The sequence below is a fragment of the Streptomyces sp. NPDC007971 genome (genome assembly GCF_042958635.1).
In the GTDB taxonomy this organism is placed as follows: Bacteria; Actinomycetota; Actinomycetes; order Streptomycetales; family Streptomycetaceae; genus Streptomyces.
The window spans coordinates 1-20001 of sequence record NZ_JBIBJK010000011.1; the positions used below are offsets into that span (position 1 = coordinate 1).

Annotated in this window: 18 protein-coding genes and 1 tRNA gene; 9 read left to right on the forward strand and 10 right to left on the reverse strand. The window is 69.4% G+C overall.

Features of this window, described 5'->3' with window-relative positions:
• Positions 1-1282: 1282 nt before the first annotated feature.
• Positions 1283-1366: transfer RNA gene (locus tag ACFZCP_RS23330), tRNA-Leu, on the reverse strand.
• A 387-nt stretch (positions 1367-1753) separates the two neighbouring features.
• On the opposite strand from ACFZCP_RS23330, the gene ACFZCP_RS23335 reads away from it, so the two are divergent.
• The 6 genes from ACFZCP_RS23335 to pknB all read left to right on the forward strand — a co-directional run bounded on the left by ACFZCP_RS23335 (position 1754) and on the right by pknB (position 9943).
• On the forward strand, positions 1754-2620 hold the full coding sequence (locus tag ACFZCP_RS23335) for a DUF3662 and FHA domain-containing protein (protein ID WP_362688819.1): 867 nt from the start codon (positions 1754-1756) through the stop codon (positions 2618-2620).
• A gap of 10 nt (positions 2621-2630) precedes the next feature.
• A complete protein-coding gene (locus ACFZCP_RS23340) occupies positions 2631-3152 on the forward strand; it encodes an FHA domain-containing protein (RefSeq protein WP_391429584.1) in 522 nt (173 codons plus the stop codon).
• Positions 3153-3283: 131 nt separating this feature from the next.
• Entirely contained in the window at positions 3284-4825 is a 1542-nt protein-coding gene (locus tag ACFZCP_RS23345) for a Stp1/IreP family PP2C-type Ser/Thr phosphatase (protein WP_391429586.1), read from the forward strand.
• A gap of 27 nt (positions 4826-4852) precedes the next feature.
• Positions 4853-6304, forward strand: a complete 1452-nt coding sequence (locus tag ACFZCP_RS23350) for an FtsW/RodA/SpoVE family cell cycle protein (protein WP_391429588.1) — start codon at positions 4853-4855, stop codon at positions 6302-6304.
• Complete coding sequence (locus ACFZCP_RS23355; RefSeq protein WP_391429590.1) at positions 6301-7782, forward strand: penicillin-binding transpeptidase domain-containing protein; 1482 nt, start codon at positions 6301-6303, stop codon at positions 7780-7782. The genes ACFZCP_RS23350 and ACFZCP_RS23355 overlap by 4 nt, the downstream gene beginning before the upstream one ends.
• A 169-nt stretch (positions 7783-7951) precedes the next feature.
• Positions 7952-9943, forward strand: a complete 1992-nt coding sequence (gene pknB / locus ACFZCP_RS23360) for a Stk1 family PASTA domain-containing Ser/Thr kinase (RefSeq protein ID WP_391429592.1) — start codon at positions 7952-7954, stop codon at positions 9941-9943.
• Between the two features lie 287 nt (positions 9944-10230).
• Here pknB and ACFZCP_RS23365 read toward each other — a convergent pair whose 3' ends face one another.
• From ACFZCP_RS23365 to ACFZCP_RS23390, 6 genes are read right to left on the reverse strand one after another with little or no spacing between them, the layout of a single operon-like run.
• A complete protein-coding gene (locus ACFZCP_RS23365; protein WP_391429595.1) occupies positions 10231-10983 on the reverse strand; it encodes a class E sortase in 753 nt (250 codons plus the stop codon).
• Between the two features lie 14 nt (positions 10984-10997).
• Complete coding sequence (locus tag ACFZCP_RS23370; RefSeq protein ID WP_391429597.1) at positions 10998-12062, reverse strand: class E sortase; 1065 nt, start codon at positions 12060-12062, stop codon at positions 10998-11000.
• Positions 12059-12697, reverse strand: coding sequence for an aminodeoxychorismate/anthranilate synthase component II (locus tag ACFZCP_RS23375; RefSeq protein WP_362688793.1), 639 nt, complete (start codon positions 12695-12697; stop codon positions 12059-12061). Before ACFZCP_RS23375 ends, ACFZCP_RS23370 begins: the two co-directional genes overlap by 4 nt.
• Positions 12694-12855: a hypothetical protein gene (locus ACFZCP_RS23380; RefSeq protein ID WP_362688790.1), complete on the reverse strand. Its 162-nt coding sequence runs from the start codon at positions 12853-12855 to the stop codon at positions 12694-12696. Before ACFZCP_RS23380 ends, ACFZCP_RS23375 begins: the two co-directional genes overlap by 4 nt.
• Positions 12856-12907: 52 nt before the next feature.
• The gene (locus tag ACFZCP_RS23385) at positions 12908-13594 is read right to left on the reverse strand and encodes a class E sortase (protein WP_391429599.1); all 687 of its coding nucleotides are present in this window, start codon (positions 13592-13594) and stop codon (positions 12908-12910) included.
• Positions 13595-13615: 21 nt separating this feature from the next.
• Positions 13616-14404, reverse strand: coding sequence for a DUF881 domain-containing protein (locus ACFZCP_RS23390; protein ID WP_391429601.1), 789 nt, complete (start codon positions 14402-14404; stop codon positions 13616-13618).
• A 140-nt stretch (positions 14405-14544) separates the two neighbouring features.
• On the opposite strand from ACFZCP_RS23390, the gene crgA reads away from it, so the two are divergent.
• Entirely contained in the window at positions 14545-14799 is a 255-nt protein-coding gene (gene crgA, locus ACFZCP_RS23395; RefSeq protein ID WP_067299185.1) for a cell division protein CrgA, read from the forward strand.
• A gap of 283 nt (positions 14800-15082) precedes the next feature.
• Here the strand turns inward: crgA and ACFZCP_RS23400 are convergent, their stop codons facing one another.
• On the reverse strand, positions 15083-15973 hold the full coding sequence (locus ACFZCP_RS23400; RefSeq protein WP_362688780.1) for a rhomboid family intramembrane serine protease: 891 nt from the start codon (positions 15971-15973) through the stop codon (positions 15083-15085).
• An 88-nt stretch (positions 15974-16061) separates the two neighbouring features.
• On the reverse strand, positions 16062-16595 hold the full coding sequence (locus ACFZCP_RS23405; protein ID WP_391429605.1) for a peptidylprolyl isomerase: 534 nt from the start codon (positions 16593-16595) through the stop codon (positions 16062-16064).
• A 241-nt stretch (positions 16596-16836) separates the two neighbouring features.
• On the opposite strand from ACFZCP_RS23405, the gene ACFZCP_RS23410 reads away from it, so the two are divergent.
• Positions 16837-17538, forward strand: a complete 702-nt coding sequence (locus tag ACFZCP_RS23410) for a DUF5324 family protein (RefSeq protein ID WP_391429607.1) — start codon at positions 16837-16839, stop codon at positions 17536-17538.
• Between the two features lie 221 nt (positions 17539-17759).
• Here ACFZCP_RS23410 and ACFZCP_RS23415 read toward each other — a convergent pair whose 3' ends face one another.
• Positions 17760-18977 carry an MFS transporter gene (locus tag ACFZCP_RS23415; RefSeq protein ID WP_391429609.1) on the reverse strand — a complete coding sequence of 406 codons (1218 nt, stop codon included), beginning with the start codon at positions 18975-18977 and terminating at the stop codon, positions 17760-17762.
• A 183-nt stretch (positions 18978-19160) separates the two neighbouring features.
• Between ACFZCP_RS23415 and ACFZCP_RS23420 the strand changes: the two genes are divergently transcribed.
• A complete protein-coding gene (locus ACFZCP_RS23420; RefSeq protein ID WP_391429611.1) occupies positions 19161-19982 on the forward strand; it encodes a helix-turn-helix domain-containing protein in 822 nt (273 codons plus the stop codon).
• The last annotated feature ends 19 nt before the right edge of the window (positions 19983-20001 follow it).

Here is a 20001-nt window from a genome sequence, read left to right on the forward strand (position 1 = left end):
GGGGGGGGGGGGGGGGGGGGGGGGGGGGGGGGGGGGGGGTTTTTGTGGGGGGGGTTGGGGGGGGGGTTGGGGGGGGGGGGGGGGGGGGGGGGTTGGGGGGGGGGGGGGGGGGGGGGGGGGGGGGGGCGCGGGGGGGCCCCCCCCGACAGTGTGGTCGGACTCAGTCCTCGCCTGCGTACGCGTCCCATTCGTGGGCACCGTACGCACCGTAGTGGCGGGTGAAGGACAGTCTGCCGAGCAACTTGGCGATCATGACGCACTCCTCTCGCCCGTCTTCAGCTCCAAATGCCACACATGCACCTATGCCATATTGCCACATACGTCACATATGTGGTACTTCGCAGATCCGGTCCACAAGCCGCCCGCATGGGCGCAAGCGCCCGCCGCGGGCCGAGCCCGCACCCAGCCGACGCTGCTCTGCCGACGCCGCCCAGCCGACGCTGCCCTACCGAGCCGCCCAGCCGACGCTGCCCTACCGACGCCGCCCTGGCGCCGAAGGCCAGTGCCGTCCTCGCGGCGACGGCGCGGACCGATCGGGAGATCGTCCCGGAGTCGACGCCGGACGGGCTCGGCACGGCCTCCCGCAGGGGCACGCGGCAAGCACGGCGGCCGGCCACCGCTCATCACCGACGACCTGCTCCGCACCGCGCTGCGGCACCGGGAGAGGAGAACGGCGAGTCCGTCGGGCGGATCCAGCCCGATCAGGTCATCCCCACCGGCAGGCGAACGGGACACGCCCACAAGGCCGTTGGGGCGACGGCCGCCCATCCCGACGATGCCGTACGGGCGGGACCGGACGAGAAGGAAGACGTTCAGCGCTTGCGGCGGCGGTTCGGAGCCGATGTGCTCCCGCGCCCCCTCCAGTTGAGGGAGCCGGTCCGCACCGAGGGCGCCGGACTCCGGCAGAGCGAGGGCGCCCGCCCGCCAGAACTCCGGCTTCGGGCCCACGAAGACGCCCCCGAAGGGCAGGCCTGCCGTACGGCGGCGGTCGCCCGGGAGCACAGTCGGCGTCCGGCACCGGCCTGCCGAAGATGCACCGCCGCCGGACAGGAGAACCGAAGACCCGGACCCGGTCGGACCCCGCACCCGCCGCCCGGCCAAGCCGGATCGGGTAACAGAACGACATCATCCGCGGCAAAAGCCTTGGCCCCGCCCGTGACATAGCTCACGGACGGGGCCGGCTACTTCCTCGCCAGGCTGTGCGATCCCTCACAAACCCGGACACAACGAGAAACGGGCCCCTGCGGTGACTTTCGTCACCTGCAGAGACCCGTTCCGTCTGTGCGCGAGGGGGGAGTTGAACCCCCACGCCCTTGCGGGCACTGGAACCTGAATCCAGCGCGTCTGCCTATTCCGCCACCCGCGCATTGGGTGTGTCTTCCGTTTCCCGCCCTTCTGGGCTGGCCCCTTCCGACATCCAGAACATTAGCACGCCGTACGGGGTGGGTTCACATCCCTTTCCCGGCACCCGAGCCCGTACCCGTACCCGCTCACGTCTCGACACATGCCTGGTCACGTATCAACCTCGTACCGGTCCCGGGGATCTGCCCACGAGGCGGAGCAGGTCCACAGCCGGGTGCGGGACACTGGTCCTCGACCCCCTCTACGATCCTTGCCGGAAAGAGTTCGAAGGGGAGCCGCTGGGGGAACCGGCTGATTGCCGGGCGCGTAGATACGATCAGTAAGCAGTACCGGGCAGGACAGCAGCACAGAGCAGGGCAAGACACAGCGGCAGCGATGGAGGAGGTGCCCCATGGGAGTCCTGAAGAAGTTCGAGCAGCGTCTCGAAGGTCTGGTCAACGGCACCTTCGCCAAGGTCTTCAAGTCCGAGGTCCAGCCGGTGGAGATCGCCGGTGCGCTCCAGCGGGAGTGCGACAACAACGCCACCATCTGGAACCGCGAGCGGACCGTGGTCCCCAACGACTTCATCGTGGAGCTGAGCGCACCGGACTTCGAGCGCCTCAGCCCCTACTCCGGACAGCTCGGCGACGAGCTGGCCGGCATGGTGCGCGACTACGCCAAGCAGCAGCGCTACACCTTCATGGGCCCGATCAAGGTCAACCTGGAGAAGGCGGACGACCTCGACACCGGTCTGTACCGGGTGCGCTCGCGCACCCTCGCCTCCTCCTCCGACCAGCAGGGCGCCCCTCCGGCACCGCCCGCAGGCCGGCCCGGCCAGGGCGCTCAGGGTGCCCAGGGCGGCTACGGCTATCCGCCGGCCGCCCCCGCCGGAGCGCCCCCGATGCCCTCGGCGCCGCCGTCCGGCGCCCGCCCCGGCGGCTACGGCTATCCCCAGCCCGCCGGCCAGCGGCCCGCGGCCGGCCCGGCGAGCGGCGGACGCACCCGCTACTGGATCGAGGTCAACGGCACCCGCCACCAGATCTCCCGTCCGACGCTGGTGCTGGGCCGCAGCACCGACGCCGACGTGCGGATCGACGACCCCGGCGTCTCGCGCCGGCACTGTGAGATCCGGACCGGAACGCCCTCGACGATCCAGGATCTCGGTTCCACCAACGGCATCGTGGTGGACGGGCAACACACCACTCGCGCTACGCTCCGCGACGGCTCGCGGATCGTCGTGGGCAGCAGCACCATCATTTACCGGCAAGCCGAAGGGTGAAGCGGGGGCAATGTCAGAGCTGACCCTCACGGTCATGCGGCTGGGTTTCCTGGCCGTACTGTGGCTGTTCGTGATCGTGGCCGTACAGGTCATCCGGAGCGACCTGTTCGGTACGCGCGTCACCCAGCGCGGATCGCGTAGGGAAGCCGCGCGCCCGCAGCAGGCGGCCCGGCAACAGGCCGCGCCGCCGCAGCAGCGCGGCCAGCAGGGCGGCGGTGGTGGCCGGCGCGGCCGCAACGCCCCCTCCAAGCTGGTCGTGACCGAAGGCACACTGACCGGCACCACCGTCGCGCTGCAGGGCCAGACCGTCACCCTGGGCCGGGCACACGACTCCACGATCGTGCTGGACGACGACTACGCCTCCAGCCGGCATGCCAGGATCTACCCGGACCGCGACGGCCAGTGGATCGTCGAGGATCTCGGCTCCACCAACGGCACCTACCTGGACCGTTCCCGGCTGACGACTCCCACACCGATCCCGCTGGGCGCGCCGATCCGCATCGGCAAAACCGTCATCGAGCTGCGGAAGTAGTACGACAATGAGCGAGCGGAGCGAGCACGCAGCGGCAGGCCGCACCACGGTCTCCGGCGGCTCCCGACCGGAGGGTGGGCAGTGTGGCTCGACACGACCGGCTGTACCCGGAACCGACGGGTGAGGTGCGTATGAGTCTGTCACTGCGCTTCGCCGCCGGATCGCACAAAGGCATGATCCGCGAGGGCAACGAGGACTCCGGTTACGCCGGTCCCCGCCTGCTCGCCATCGCCGACGGCATGGGCGGCCAGGCGGCCGGCGAGGTCGCCTCCTCCGAGGTCATCTCCACCCTGGTCACGCTCGACGACGACGTGCCCGGCTCCGACATCCTCACCTCCCTCGGCACCGCCGTGCAGCGCGCCAACGACCAGCTGCGCTCCATGGTCGAGGAGGACGCCCAGCTGGAGGGCATGGGGACCACCCTCACCGCCCTGCTGTGGACCGGGCAGCGGCTCGGCCTCGTGCACGTCGGCGACTCCCGGGCGTATCTGCTGCGTGACGGCGTGCTGTCCCAGATCACCCAGGACCACACCTGGGTGCAGCGGCTCGTCGACGAGGGCCGGATCACCGAGGAAGAGGCCACCACCCACCCGCAGCGCTCCCTGCTGATGCGCGCCCTCGGTAGCGGCGACCACGTCGAACCCGACCTGTCGATCCGCGAGGTCCGGGCCGGCGACCGCTATCTGATCTGCTCCGACGGCCTCTCCGGCGTCGTCTCCCACCAGACGATGGAAGAGACCCTCGCCAGCTACCAGGGCCCGCAGGAGACCGTACAGGAGCTCATCCAGCTCGCACTGCGCGGCGGCGGACCCGACAACATCACGGTGATCATCGCCGACGTCCTCGACCTGGACACCGGTGACACCCTCGCCGCGCAGCTGTCGGACACCCCGGTCGTGGTCGGGGCCGTGGCCGAGAACCAGCACCATCTGCACGACAACGGGATCATGCAGACCCCGGCCGGCCGCGCCTCCCACCTCGGGCGCCAGGGCCGCCGGCAGGGCGGCGGCGAGTTCGGCCCGCCCGGCTCCGGCGACCCGGCCGGCTATGCGCCCGCAGGCAGCTTCGGCGACTACTCCGACGAGGACTTCGTCAAGCCGCGCAAGGGCCGCAGATGGCTGAAGGGAACGCTGTACGGCGCCCTCGCCCTCGCGGTCATCGGCGGCGGCCTGTACGGCGGTTACCGCTGGACGCAGACGCAGTACTACGTCGGCGCCAGCGACCAGCACGTCGCGCTGTACCGCGGCATCAGCCAGGACCTGGCCTGGGTGTCGCTGTCGAAGGTGGAGAAGGACCACCCCGAGATCGAACTCAAGTACCTGCCGCCCTACCAGCAGAAGCAGGTCAAGAGCACGATCGCGGCGGGCGGTCTGCAGCAGGCCCAGACGAAGATCGAGACGTTGGCGGTACAGGCCTCCGCGTGCAAGAAGCAGGCGGAGCGCACGGCCGCCGAGAGCGAGCGGAACGCGCGCACGGGCCAGGGCGAGGCCGGAGGAACCACGGGAACCACCCGTTCCTCCTTCACGTCCAAGGCTTCACCGACGCCGAACCCGTCGGCGTCCAAGTCGTCCACCGCCAAGCCCCCGACCCCGTCCGCGAGTGCCACTCCCCACCCCGGCCCGAGCCTCTCCGAGGATGAGCAGAAGGTCGTCGATCAGTGCGGCAAGCAGTGAGCAAGCCGTGAGAGGCCCCGTCACACGATGAGCAGTAGTACTTCGAATTCGTCGCACCACACGTCCACGATCGGCGCGATCGGTGCCCCCAGCCGTCGCAACACCGAACTGGCCCTGCTGATCTTCGCCGTGGCCATCCCGGTGTTCGCCTACGCCAACGTGGGCCTGGCCATCAGCGACCAGGTGCCCGCGGGACTGCTGAGCTACGGCCTCGGCCTCGGCCTGATGGCCGGCATCGGCCACCTCGGCGTGCGCAAGTTCGCACCGTACGCCGACCCGCTGCTGCTCCCGCTGGCCACCCTGCTCAACGGCCTCGGCCTGGTCATCATCTACCGCCTCGACCAGTCGAAGCTGCTCCAGTCGCTGCCCCACTTCGCACAGGCCGCGCCCCGCCAGCTGCTGTACACCGCGCTGGGCATCGCCATGTTCGTCGCCGTACTGATCTTCCTCAAGGACCACCGCGCCCTGCAGCGCTACACGTACATCTCCATGTTCGCCGCCCTGGTCCTGCTCATCCTGCCGCTCGTGCCCGGCCTCGGCGCCGACGTCTTCGGCGCCAAGATCTGGATCCGGGTCCCCGGCCTGGGCACGCTCCAGCCCGGTGAGTTCGCGAAGATCGTCCTTGCCATCTTCTTCGCCGGCTACCTGATGGTGAAGCGTGACGCCCTGGCCCTCGCCAGCCGGCGCTTCATGGGCCTCTACCTGCCGCGCGGCCGCGACCTCGGCCCGATCCTGGTCGTCTGGGCGATCTCGATCCTCATCCTGGTCTTCGAAACCGACCTCGGTACCTCGCTGCTGTTCTTCGGCATGTTCGTGATCATGCTGTACGTCGCCACCGAGCGGACCAGCTGGATCGTCTTCGGCCTGCTGATGTCCGCGGTCGGCGCGGTCGGCGTGGCGAGCTTCGAGCCGCACATCCAGACTCGTGTGCAGGCCTGGCTCAACCCGATGCGCGAATACAAGCTCAGCCGCCAGGTCACGCACGACGGCATCCTCCACTCCGACCAGCTGCAGCAGGCCCTGTGGGCCTTCGGCTCCGGCGGCACCCTCGGCACCGGCCTCGGCCAGGGCCACTCGGACCTGATCAAGTTCGCGGCCAACTCCGACTTCGTTCTCGCCACCTTCGGCGAGGAGCTGGGCCTGGCCGGCGTCATGGCGATCCTGCTGATCTACGGCCTGATCGTGGAGCGCGGCGTACGTACCGCCCTCGCCGCCCGCGACCCGTTCGGCAAGCTGCTCGCCGTCGGCCTGTCCGGCGCCTTCGCCCTCCAGGTCTTCGTCGTGGCCGGCGGTGTGATGGGCCTCATCCCGCTGACCGGTATGACGCTGCCGTTCGTCGCGTACGGCGGTTCGTCCGTGCTGGCCAACTGGGCCCTGATCGGCATCCTGATCCGCATCAGCGACACCGCCCGCCGCCCGGCGCCCACGCCCGCCAGCAACCCCGACGCCGAGATGACCCAGGTGGTCCGCCCGTCATGAACAAGCCCCTGCGCCGGATCGCGATCTTCTGCGGACTCCTCGTCCTGGCCCTGCTGATCCGCGACAACTGGCTCCAGTACGTCAAGGCCGACACACTGCGCACCGACTCGGCCAACCGCCGGGTCACCATCGAGCGCTACGCCAACCCACGCGGCGACATCATCGTCGACGGCAACCCGATAACCGGCTCCGTCGAGTCCAAGCACGGCGACTTCAAGTACAAGCGCACCTACAAGGACGGGCCCATGTGGGCCCCGGTCACCGGTTACTCCTCGCAGGCGTTCGACAGCAGCCAGCTGGAGAAGCTGAACGACGGCATCCTCACCGGCAACGACGACCGGCTCTTCTTCCGCAACACCCTCGACATGATCACGGGCAAGCAGAAGCAGGGCGGCAACGTCGTCACCACGCTGAACGCGGCCGCGCAGAAGGCGGCGTTCAGCGGCCTCAAGGAGCGCGGCGGCAAGGGCGCGGTGGTGGCGCTCGAACCGTCCACCGGCAAGATCCTCGCGCTGGCCTCCTACCCGTCGTACGACCCCTCGTCCTTCGCCGGCAACTCCACGACCACGGACGCCAAGGCCTGGAACGCGCTGCAGAAGAAGAACAACCCCGCCGACCCCATGCTGAACCGGGCGCTGCGTGAGACCTACCCGCCGGGCTCCACGTTCAAGGTGGTCACGGCCGCTGCCGCGCTGGAGAACGGGCTGTACACGGACGCCACCTCGCCCACGAGGTCGCCGCTGCCCTGGATCATGCCGGGCACTACGACCCCGCTGAAGAACGAGGGCAACATCGCCTGCAAGAACGTCAGCATGGAAGAGGCGCTGCGCATCTCCTGCAACAGCGTCTTCGGCAAGATCGGCGCCGACCTCGGCAACGACAAGATGCTGGCCGAGGCGAAGAAGTTCGGCTTCGACTCCGAGCAGTTCACCCCGGTCCGCTCGAACGCCTCGGTCTTCTCCGACCACATGAACCAGTCGCAGACCGCGCTGTCCTCCATCGGCCAGTACAACACCGCCGCCACCCCGCTGCAGATGGCCATGATCGCCTCGGCCGTCGCCAACGACGGCAAGCTGATGAAGCCGTACATGGTCGACGAGCTGCAGTCCTCCAACCTCGACCAGGTCGCCAAGACCGAGCCGAAGGAGATGAGCCGGCCGCTGTCGCCCAAGAACGCGCAGATCCTGCAGCAGATGATGGAGACGGTCGTCACGAAGGGCACCGGCACCAAGGCCCAGATCGGCGGCGGCGTCACGGTCGGTGGCAAGACCGGTACCGCCCAGCACGGTGTGGCGAACAGCGCGAACCCGTACGCGTGGTTCATCTCCTACGCCAAGCTCAGCGACGGCAGCTCGCCGGTCGCCGTGGCCGTGGTCATCGAGGACGAGAGCGCCCACCGCGACGACATCTCCGGCGGCGGCCTGGCCGCGCCGATCGCGAAGAACGTCATGAAGGCGGTCATCGACTCCAAGAAGTGACCCTGCACACGTCCCCTTCACATCGCTGCACGTTGCGATACCGGTCCTGTATCGGGTTTCGGGCTTGGCCAGGTCACACACAGCGAGCCGGGTACGGTAGGCCCGGACGGCAGCCTCCGGCCGCGCACACATGGCGACCGGGACCGACGGAGAGGGCTGGTAGGTAGCTATGGAAGAGCCGCGTCGCCTCGGCGGCCGGTACGAGCTGGGCCAGGTGCTCGGCCGTGGTGGCATGGCCGAGGTCTACCTCGCGCATGACACCCGGCTCGGCCGCACCGTGGCAGTGAAGACGCTGCGCGCGGACCTCGCGCGTGATCCGTCCTTCCAGGCCCGCTTCCGCCGGGAGGCCCAGTCGGCCGCCTCGCTCAACCATCCCGCGATCGTCGCGGTCTACGACACGGGCGAGGACTACATCGACGGGGTCTCGATCCCGTACATCGTGATGGAGTACGTCGACGGCTCCACGCTCCGTGAGCTTCTGCACTCCGGCCGCAAGCTCCTGCCCGAGCGCGCCATGGAGATGACCATCGGCATCCTCCAAGGCCTGGAGTACGCCCACCGCAGCGGCATCGTCCACCGCGACATCAAGCCGGCCAACGTCATGCTGACCCGCAACGGTCAGGTCAAGGTCATGGACTTCGGCATCGCCCGGGCCATGGGCGACTCCGGCATGACCATGACGCAGACGGCCGCGGTGATCGGTACGGCCCAGTACCTCTCCCCGGAGCAGGCCAAGGGCGAGCAGGTCGACGCCCGCTCGGACCTGTATTCGACGGGCTGCCTCCTCTACGAGCTGCTGACGGTCCGGCCGCCGTTCGTCGGCGACTCCCCGGTCGCCGTGGCCTACCAGCACGTGCGCGAGGAGCCGCAGGCACCCAGCGTCTTCGATCCCGAGATCACCCCCGAAATGGACGCGATCGTCCTGAAGGCGCTGGTCAAGGACCCGAACTACCGGTACCAGTCGGCCGACGAAATGCGCGCCGACATCGAGGCCTGCCTCGACGGCCAGCCGGTCGCGGCGACGGCCGCGATGGGCGCCGTCGGCTACGGCGGCTACCCCGACGACCAGCCGACCACGGCCCTGCGTCCGGACGCCGGCGCCGGAGCGACGACCATGCTCCCGCCGATGAACCCGGACGACGGCTACGGCTACGACGACCGCCCCGACCGGCGCGGCCGGCAGAAGAAGAACAACACCTCCACGATCCTTCTCGTCGTCGCCGGCCTCCTGGTCCTGGTCGGCGCGATCCTGATCGGTAAGTACGCGTTCGACGGGAAGAACAACAACGAGGGCGTCAAGGCCCCCAACTTCGTCGGCAACAGCTATGACACCGCCAAGGAGATGGCCCGGAACTCGGACCTGAAACTCGGCCAGATCACCCGCAAGCCCTGCGAGAAGCAGCCCAAGGGCAACGTCTGCTCCCAGGACCCCACGGCGGGCTCGGACGTGAAGAAGGGCGACACGATCAACCTCGTCGTGTCGAAGGGGGCACCGACGGTCACCGTGCCGGACGTCCAGGGCATCCAGTTCGCCGACGCCGAGAGCCAGCTCAAGGCCAAGGGCTTCACGGTCGACAAGAAGACCGAGGTGTCGGACCGGACACCGGGCGTCGTCATCAACCAGGACCCCCCGGGCGGCGCGAGCAAGCAGAAGGGCACCACGATCACCCTCACGGTCGCCAAGGCCGCCGAGAAGGTCACCATCCCCGGCGACCTCGTCGGCAAGTCCTGCGACGACGCCAAGGCCGAGCTCCAGGGCTTGGGCCTGACACCGAACTGCGCCGACACCCCGACCAACGACCCCAATCAGGACGGCAAGGTCATCTCGACCGACCCGCAGGCGGGCCAGCAGGTCGTCAAGAACACCCCCGTGACGATCAGCGTCGGCAAGGCGCAGGACAACGGCCCGGTCCAGGTCCCGAACATCCAGGGGCAGAAGCTCAAGGACGCCAAGAACCTGCTGCAGCAGGCCGGCCTTCAGGTCGGCAACATCCAGGGCTCGCAGGACGACAACGCCATCGTCTTCACGTCGGACCCGGGTCAGGGCAGCACGGTCCAGAAGGGTTCCGCGGTCAACCTGATCACCGTCGGCGGTCAGAACGGCAACGGGAACAACGGCGGCAACGACGGCGGCGGCGGCTTCCTCGGCGGCACCGGCTGACGCCCGCACCTGTGCATGGGCCCCTGCCGGGACTTCCCGGCAGGGGCCCACGTCTTTGACGACCTCACCGCGCGCACGACAGTGCCCCTGCCGGTCGTTTCTTCATATGACACGGCTCGTCGACCGGGCGGGGTGGGGGTCGAGTCGCTGCCCCGGTCGGACGACCACGACGAACCGACGGGGCAGAACGTGATCAACGAATCGGCACTGCTGGGATCGAAGACCCTGCGCGACGGCGTGCTGAACGGCACCGACGTGCTCGACGTCAAGCGAGACAGAGCGTCACGCTAACGAAGTTCCTTGGGCAACGTCCGCTTGCTGTCCACCTTCTGCACCCGGACCAGCTCGCCCCACACCACGAACCGGTACTCGCTCGTGTACACCGGCGTGCACGTCGTCAGGGTGATGTAGTGGCCCGGCTTCTCCTTGCCGGACTCCTTGGGGACCGAGGTGAGGACCTTGACGTTGAACTTCGAGGTCTCCGGGAGGATCGAGTACACCTTGTAGACGTACCAGTCGTCCCTCGTCTCGAAGACGATCGGGTCGCCCTTCTTCACCTTGTCGATGTTGTGGAACTTCGCGCCGTGGCCGTCGCGATGGGCGGCGAGGGCGAAGTTGCCGTCCTTGCCCGTTATCGGCAGGGTCGCCTTGACCGGGTCCGTGTAGTAGCCGGCCACACCGTCGTTCAGGACGTCCGTGCCCGTGCCCTTCTCGACCAGGACCTCGCCGTTCTTCATCGACGGCACGTGCAGGAAACCGATGCCGTCCTTGGTGTCCAGCGCACCGGGACCCGAATCGGCGGCGTGGGCCCAGTGCTCACGGACCTTCTCTGCCTCCTTGTGCGCCTTGCGATCCGCTATGACGTTCGTCCACCACAGGGAGTAGACGACGAACAGGGCGAGCAACAGGCCCGCCGTGATCAGGAGTTCACCGAAGACACTGACCGCCATCGCGATCCGGCCGGGACGCCGGCCGGGCGCGCCCGGCGCCGCGCCGGAGGAATCCGTGTGCTCTTCGGTGTCGTCGGCGGTCGCTGCCACTGTTCCTTTAGCCCCTACTCGATGAGCGCATCCGGCTTGCCCTTGGTACGCGGGCGTTCCTCGACCATCTTGCCCCAGACGATCAGCCGGTACTTGCTGGTGAATTCCGGTGTACAGGTGGTGAGGGTGATGTAGCGGCCCGGCTCGGTGAAACCCGAACCCCGCGGGATCGGGCTCAGCACACCGGTGTTGGACGGCGGGGTCACCGGCAGCGTCGAGGTCACCTTGTACACGAAGTACGTGTCCTGTGTCTCGACCACCACCGGATCACCGGGCTTGAGCCGGTTGATGTACCGGAACGGCTCGCCGTGCGTGTTGCGGTGCGCGGCAAGGCCGAAGTTGCCGGTCTTCGCGCTCGGCATCGCCGTCTTCAGCGCACCCTCGCCGTAGTGCCCGACCATGCCCTTGTCGAGCACCTTCTTGTTGCTGACGCCCTCCGCTATCGGCGCCACCACGTCCAGCGCGGGGATGTGCAGGATGGCGAAACCCTGCCCCGGCTCGAACACCCCGGGGCTGCGCTTGCCGCTGGCCCAGTCGTTCTGCAGCTGATGGGTCTCGCTGCCCGCCTGCGCATGCGCGCGGACGTTCGTCCACCACAGCTGGTAGGTGACGAACAGCAGCATCAGCACGCCGGTGGTGATGAACACCTCGCCGATCGCCCGGCTCGCGACGACGCCCGGGCCCGGCCTGCGCAGCCGCGCCTGCCGCCGGGCCTCCACCCGGGAGAGCGGCCGCCCCGGCCCGGACTCCGACGCAGTCCCGGACGGACCCACCGGCTCCCGGTGCCCGCCATGACGGCCACCACGCCGCTTGGCGGCCTTTCTGCGGGCCGCACGGCCACCCGGCGGAGATCCAGTGGCGGAAGAGGCCGACGGGGCCCCAGAGGCCCGTACGGGCTCGCTCCCTGGCCCCAGCAGCGGATCGGGGATCCGCAGCGCCATCGTCTCCTCGTCCACCGGCGCCACCATGGGCATCTGCGCCGTGTCAGGGGCGCCCGCGCTCGCGTACGGCACACGGCCGTAGGACTCGTACGGTCCCTCGCCGTACAAGTCCTCGCGCTCGGGGCGCAGCGCGGTCACGCCGTGGCCCTGCCCACCACCGGGGCGAGCCCCGCCGACCTCGCCACGGCACCCTGGTCGCCGCACTCCACCAGCCAGTTGGCCAGCATCCGGTGCCCGTACTCGGTCAGCACCGACTCGGGGTGGAACTGCACGCCCTCGACGGGGAGTTCACGGTGCCGCAGGCCCATGATGATCCCGTCGTGCGTACGGGCCGTGACCTCCAGCTCCGCCGGCACGGTGGCCGGCTCGGCGGCCAGCGAGTGGTAGCGGGTCGCCGTGAACGGGGAGGGCAGCCCGGCGAAGACGCCCTTGCCCCCGTGCTCCACCGGGGACGTCTTGCCGTGCAGCAGTTCGGGCGCCCGGTCGACCACACCGCCGTACGCGACCTGCATCGACTGCATGCCGAGACAGACCCCGAAGACCGGCACCCCGGTCGAGGCACAGTGCCGGACCATGTCCACGCACACGCCCGCCTCCTCCGGCGTCCCCGGCCCGGGCGACAGCAGCACACCGTCGAAACCGTCCTGGGCGTGAGCAGTCGACACCTCGTCGTTGCGCAGCACCTCGCACTCGGCACCCAGCTGGTAGAGGTACTGGACGAGGTTGAAGACGAAGCTGTCGTAGTTGTCGACGACGAGAATCCGCGCAGTCACTGGTTGTCCACCGTCACATCGTTGAAGGGCAGCAGCGGCTCGGCCCAGGGGAAGACGTACTGGAACAAGAGGTAGACCACGGCCAGGATCAGGACGAGTGAGATGAACGCCTTCAGCCACGCATTGCCCGGCAGATGCCGCCAGATCCAGCCGTACATGCCGTCCCTTCCGTTCCACCACGGCACCTGACTCAGGCCGTACAGCACCAGACTAACGGCGCAGAGCCCTCGGTTCGCCTTTGTCCACAGGCTGTGTGGAGTCCAGGTGTCCCCAGACGATCAACCGGTGACTGTGCCCCCATTCCGGATCGCACGTCGTCAGCGTCAGGTACCGCCCCGGACGCGTGTACCCCGACTTACGTGGCACAGGGTCGATCACCTCAACGTCGGTCGGGACGGTTTTGTAGGGCCCTTTGTCGATCCGATACGTGAACCAGGTGGTTCCGTCGGTCAGCACCACCGCGTCGCCGGGCCGCAGCCGGGGGAAGTCCTTGAAGGGGTCCCCGTAGGTGCGCCGGTGGCCGGCGACCGCGAAGTTGCCCTCCTGGCCGAGGCGGGCCGTTGCGGCGTAGTGGCCGAGGCCCTTCTTCAGCACATCGGTGCCGGTGCCCTCCAGCACCGGCTTGTTCCACGTGAAACCGAGCCGCGGGATGTACATGATCGCGAAGGCCCGGCCCACGTGATAGACGGCCGGACCGGGCGCGCCCGCCGAAGCCCCGCCTGCCCCCGAGGGGTGCACGCTCCCCTTCGACCACTGCTCGTGCAGCCGGTCGATCTGGTCGTTCATGGCCCCGTCGGCCTGCACGCCGGTCCAGAACAGCACGTAGGCGACGAAGAGCACGATCAGGGTGCCGACGGTGATGCACAGTTCGCTGAGAGTCCTGACGATCACGCGCACCGGCGGCTCCTGGGCGGACGGCTACTGCACGGGCTTCGCGTAGTGCAGATCCACTGTGCCCGAGTAGCCCGGCAGAGTCACCGCGCCGTCCTCGGTGACTTTCCAGCCGAGCCCGTAGACATTGACGTAGACCATGTAGGTCTGGATCGCCTTGCTCGCGGCGAGCGCCCGCTGGAGGCTGTCCGGGTCCCCCACCGCGGTGATCTTGTAGGGCGGCGAGTAGACACGGCCCTGGAGGATCAGGGTGTTGCCGACGCAGCGGACGGCGCTGGTGGAGATCAGCCGCTGGTCCATGACCTTGATGCCCCGGGCGCCGCCCTGCCACAGAGCGTTCACCACGGCCTGCAGGTCCTGCTGGTGGATGACCAGGTAGTCGGGCTGCGGCTCCGGGTAGCCGGGGAGCTTGGCGGTGGCGTTCGGCGGGGCGTCGTTGAGGGTGACGGTGAGCCCCTTGCCGGTGAGCTCCTGGGTACCCGCGCTCTTCTCCAGCCCGGTGAGCCTGCGGTCCTGGGCCTCGGTACTGCCGCCGTCACTCTTCGCGAGCGACTCCACCCGATCGCGCAGGGCCGCGCTGGACTCGTCCAGCTCCTTGTTCTTGCGGCTGCGCTCCTGGATCAGGTCGGACAGCTTCAGCAGGGAGGAGTCCTTGCGGATGTCCGTGCCCTTGGCCGTGTTGAAGCTGGTGACGAAGATGAGCCCCGCCAGGGCGAAGACGGCAGCCGTGAGAATGCGCACCGGACGCAGACGCGGGCCACGCGCGGGGCCGGGACCCGTTGATCCCGTCCCGGGAGAGTCGGCAGAATTGCTCAACGTACCCTTATCTCCTTCGGCGCCGCGGAAGCACTACGCTAACGGACGCCCGGGGGAGCACTCAGTGTCCCCTTGTACGCTGCCCCGGACCGACCCAGTTACCTGCGCGGCCACGCAGCGCATCGACAGGAGAGACCCTCGTGCCGAAGTCACGTATCCGCAAGAAGGCCGACTACACGCCGCCGCCCGCGAAGCAGGCACAGGCCATCAAGCTGACCAACCGTGCCTGGGTCGCGCCCGTCATGCTGGCCATGTTCCTCATCGGCCTGGCCTGGATCGTCGTCTTTTATGTGAGCAATGGCTCGCTGCCGATCGACAGCCTGGACAACTGGAACATCGTGGTCGGCTTCGGCTTCATCGCCGCCGGGTTCGGCGTCTCCACGCAGTGGAAGTAGCCGCCGCCACGGCAGCTCCGCCCATGTCGGCGGCAGCTCTGCCCACGGCTGTTCGCTGAGTTATCCACAGCCTCGGCTCGCTGTCCACACCCCTCCTGGGGAAAAGACTACGATCTGTGGATAACTCATCGGCCGTTGACGCCGGTGTGACTGCCCTACCGGTCTCCACACACGCGTTCGCCCCCTGTCCGACCTGCGAAAACACATCCGAGCGACAGGGGGCACACCTGTGCCCGCACCGTGTGCACAAGATCCGGCACACACTGTGGACAACGGTTCGGTATCAGGTGAGCTGAGCGGTCCTGACCAGTGTCAGGACCACCACGACGGCCAGTACCAGGGCGCAGGTGCCGTACTGGATCAGCGTCCGTCTGTCGCGCGGGGCGTGGACCATGGCATAGCCGGTGACGACGCCGGCGACGAGACCGCCGACGTGGGCCTCCCAGGCGATGCTCATCCCCGGGCTGAAGGTGATGATCAGGTTGATCACCAGCAGCGCGACGATCGGCCGCATGTCGTAGTTGAGCCGGCGCATCAGGACGGCGGTGGCGCCGAAGAGTCCGAAGATCGCCCCGGAGGCGCCCAGCGAGGGCTGGTTGGGCGCGGCGATCAGGTAGGTGAGCGCGCTGCCGGCCAGGCCCGAGACGACGTACAGGGCGATGTAGCGGGCGCGGCCGAGGGCGGCTTCCAGGGGGCCGCCGATCCACCAGAGGCTGAGCATGTTGAACGCGATGTGGGTGTAGCCGCCGTGCAGGAACATCGCGGTCAGCAGGCGGTAGTACTGGCCCTCCGCGATGCCCTGTACTCCGGGGAGGTAGTAGGTGTAGGCGTGGCCGATGAGCTCGAAGCGGTTGGTGAAGCGGTCGCCCAGGGACATCTGCAGCAGGAAGACGGCCAGGTTGATCCCGATGAGGATCTTGGTGACCAGGCGGGGGTCGGCCGCGACGGTGCCGCCGGCGACGGTGCGCGGGATCGAGGCGGCCGGGGAGTGGCCCGTGCCGGAGCCGCCGCGGACGCATTCGGGGCACTGGAAGCCGACGGAGGCGCTGACCATGCACTCGGGGCAGATGGGGCGCTCGCAGCGGGTGCAGTGCACACCGGTCTCGCGGTCCGGGTGCCGGTAGCACACGGGCAGGCTCCGGGCGTCCTGCGCGCTGCCTGCGGCCTGGTCCATCAGATCCCCTTGCTGGTCGTGGGCGGTCCCCCGGCAATACCCCGCCCCGCTCTTCCTTACGGACGAGCGGGGCGTTTGGTTCCCGGGTTCAGCTCTGGCGCTTGTCGACGACGATCGTCTCGATGGCGACGTCGTCGACGGGACGGTTGTTGGGAAGCGTCGTCGGCACGGCGGCGATGGCGTCCACGACCTTCTGGGAGGCCAGGTCGGTGACCTCGCCGAAAATGGTGTGCTTGCGGTTCAGGTGCACTGTCGGGACGACGGTGATGAAGAACTGCGAGCCGTTGGTGTTGGGGCCTGCGTTGGCCATGGCGAGCAGGTAGGGCCTGTTGAAGGACAGGTCCGGGTGGAACTCGTCCGCGAACTCGTAGCCGGGGCCGCCGATGCCGTTGCCCAGCGGGTCGCCGCCCTGGATCATGAAGCCGCTGATGACGCGGTGGAAGATCGTGCCGTCGTAGAGCTTGTCCTGGCTCACCGCGCCGGTACCCGGGTGTGTCCACTCGCGTTCGCCCTGCGCGAGTTCGACGAAGTTCCTGACCGTCCTGGGCGCGTGGTTCGGGAACAGCCGGACCTCGATGTCGCCGTGGCTGGTCTTCAGGGTGGCGTAGAGCTGCTCGGCCACGATCCGCCTTCCGTTGTCCGCGTGTGCTCCCCGATCCTCGCACGGCCCAGAACGGGCGACGCCCGTCAGGAGGCAGTTCCGCCGGTGAGGGAGCGCAGGGCCGCGATTCGTGGGAGTGTCGTGAGGAAGTTCCTGTTGCACCCATATGCCCGCCCGCGCATGCCGCGCAGCTGGTTGACAGGCATGATCCGTAAAAGGGTGGAAAGTCGAATTACCGTACGCCACCGAGGAGGAGGAACCCGTGACCCGCATCGACAGCGTGCGCGCCGCGACCGGCTCGGCGAGGGACAGCGTGCTGCACGCCGCGGAAGTGGTGGCACCCTACGCCGACACGGCAAAGGAGCGTGCCGCGTATTACGCGCAGGAGGCACGCGTACGGCTGGCGCCCGTGGTGTCGCAGGCCGCTGAGCAGGCCCGCGAGCAGTACGACGCCTATCTCGCCCCGCGTCTGGAGCAGGCGCGGACGCATGTGCCGCCGAAGGTGGACCTGGCTGCGCACGAGGCTGCCGCCCGTACGTTGAAGGCTGCGCGGCAGGCCGCCGAGTATTCGCGTCCGATGATCGAGCAGGCGGTGGCCGCTGCGGTCCCGGTGGCGGACGAGGCCGCCACGCGCAGTGCCGCCGCGCTGGCCGCGCTGCGCGGCCATGTCTCGGCGCAGGAGATCCAGAAGCTGGCCCGCAGGAACGAGCGGCGTTCCAGGGTCGGCCGGACCGTGAAGGTGCTGGCGCTGCTGGGCCTGGTGGCGGGCGGTGCTTTTGCGGCCTGGAAGTGGTGGGACAAGCAGGCCAACCCGGACTGGCTGGTGGAGCCGCCCGCTGCGACGGAGGTGCCCGAGTCGGGGCGGCTGAGCGCGGTGGACGGCAGTGGTACCTCGGTGCTGGACCCGGAGGCCCAGGCGAAGCAGGCCGATGAGGACGCCGCCGATCGCGACGAGAAGGAGTGAGGCCGGGCGTCCGTGGGACGCCCGGCTGTGCCGGGTACGGCGCCTGCGGGCGGGTTGTGGTGGAGATCGCCCCGTCCGGGATTCGTCGTTGAGGACCCCTGTGACCTGCGTGGACGCGGTCATGGGGGTCTTTTTTGCGCGGTGTGGTTCCGCGCCGGGGGTGTGTCGGCTCCTGGGGCCGGCGGCAGCTTCGCCCCGGGGCCGGCGGGGACGCGGTCGGGTCAGTTCCGGTAGCGGGCGCGGCCCACGGCGGCTGCCACGGTCAGGGGGACGGTCAGGACCGCGGCCGTCAGGAACATGCCCTGGTAGGCGTGGTGTTCGGCGGGTCCGGCGGCGAGGGCGCTGGCCAGGGCGCTGCCGACGTAGAGAGCCACGCCGAACATCGCGACGCTGGTGGCCCGGGCGGCGGGCGACAGGGCGGTGGCCCAGGACTGGATCGTGGAGTGCATGAACGACCAGCCACCGCCGAGCAGCAGAGCGCATCCCACCAGCGCGGGCACGGACCGGCTGGCCGCGGCGAAGCCGAAGGCCACCGCCATCTGCACCCCGCCGATCACGATCAGCCGCACCGGTGTCCAGCGCCCGACGAGCCGCTTGACCATCTGTGCCGCGGCCATCGAGCCCACGCCGTACAGCGCAGACACCGCACCGGCCAGGGTCGCCGAGGCGCCCTGCGCCTCCAGCGCCGGCGCGATGTAGGTCAGGAAGCCCAGCAGGACGGCGCCTTCGAGCATCGCGACGGCCATGACGTACCACTGCCAGCGGGAACTCAGGGCGATCTTGAACGGAGTGAGCAGCGCACCGGGCGCTGCGCGCGGCGGTTCGGGCAGTCGGCGCAGGGCGACGACCAGGTAGGCGGCGATCAGGCCGGGCAGGGCGAAGACCAGCCGCCAGCTGACGTAGTGCGCCAGTGCCCCGGCGACGACGGTGGCGACGGCGGTGCCCAGCGCGAACGCGGTCATCAGCTCGCTGAGCGGGCGCTGGCGGACCGCGGCGGGCACGGTGTCCCCGACGTAGGTGATGGATGCGGCGATGGACGCGGCGAAGAACGCGCCGGCCGCGACGCGGGCCACGATCAGCACCGTCGCGCCGGGCGCGATCACCGAGCACAGTGCGGCGACGGCGGCGCCGGTCAGCGAGATCCGCATGACCCGCACCCGGCCCAGCCGGTCGCTCGCCAGGCCCCAGATCGGCTGCATGAGGCCGTAGGCGAGGAAGTAGCCGCTGGCGGCGAGCATCACCGTGGTCAGCGGGACGCCGAGCCGGCTTCCGATGATCAGCAGCATCGGGGTGATGCAGAATCGGTCGAAGTTGCTGACGAATCCGGCAGTGCGCAGCAGACGCAGCGAGGCGGCGGGGGGCGTCGGTAAAGCGGCCGGGCCGGTGACGGCAGCCGGAGGGGGTGTGGGAGTGGTGCGGGGTGAGTCGGCGGTGTCCATGGGGCTCCTCGTGTCGTGCCGACCGGTGCTGTCGGACCGGCCGATTCAGCTCATCACCGCAGCCGGCCGGGGTGGCCCCGTAGCCGATTACCGTTGCTCACAGCCTGGGGACCGGTGCGACGTCCCGGGCAAGGGTGCGATGCCCCGGGGAGCGGGGCGGCGGAGCAGGGAGGGCGTGGGGGCGTGAACGACAGCGGACCCAGCGGCCTGCGCCGCGAACTGGGCGCGTTCCTGCGCTCCCGCCGCGAGCGGCTGGCGCCCGCTGACGTGGGGCTGCCCGGCTCTGCGCGGCGCCGTACCCCGGGGCTGCGGCGCGAGGAGGTCGCCGAGCTGGCCGGGGTCAGCAGTTCCTGGTACGCGTGGCTGGAGCAGGGACGGGTCCGTACGTCGGAGCAGGTGCTGCGGTCCGTGGCGCGGGCGCTGCGGCTGAACGCGGACGAAACCGCGCATGTGCTGTCGTTCGTGGAGCACGCCGTGCCGGCCGAGCGGCCGCCGGGGTGGGTGTCGCGGAATCTGCTGTCGCTGGTGGAGTCGCTGGCGCCGAATCCGGCCGCGGTGCTCGACCCGCACTGGGACCTGCTGGCCTGGAATTCGGGGTATGCGGCGCTGCTCACCGACCCGGCGCGGCTGGCGCCCAAGCAGCGCAATCTGCTGTGGCTGGTGTTCCGCTGGCCGCCGGCCCGTACGCTGCTGGCCCGTTGGGAGCCGGAGGCGCGGAGTCTGCTCGGCCAGTTCCGGGCGAAGGCGGCCCGGCACCCGGAGGACGGCCGTTATGCGGAGATCACCGAGGAACTGCTGGCCGACCCGGACGCGGTCCGCTGGTACAGCCACCGGGAGACCTCGGCGTTCCATCCGGCGGTACGCCATTTCCGGCACCCGGTTGCCGGTGATCTGCGGCTGCGGTACGTCAAGCTCGCCGCCGTGGACGAGCCGGGCCACCACCTGCTGGCCTACCTTCCCGACGACGAGGCGACTCAGGAGGCGCTGGGGGCGCTCGGCGGGTGAGCCGGTGCCTTTTCGTGCG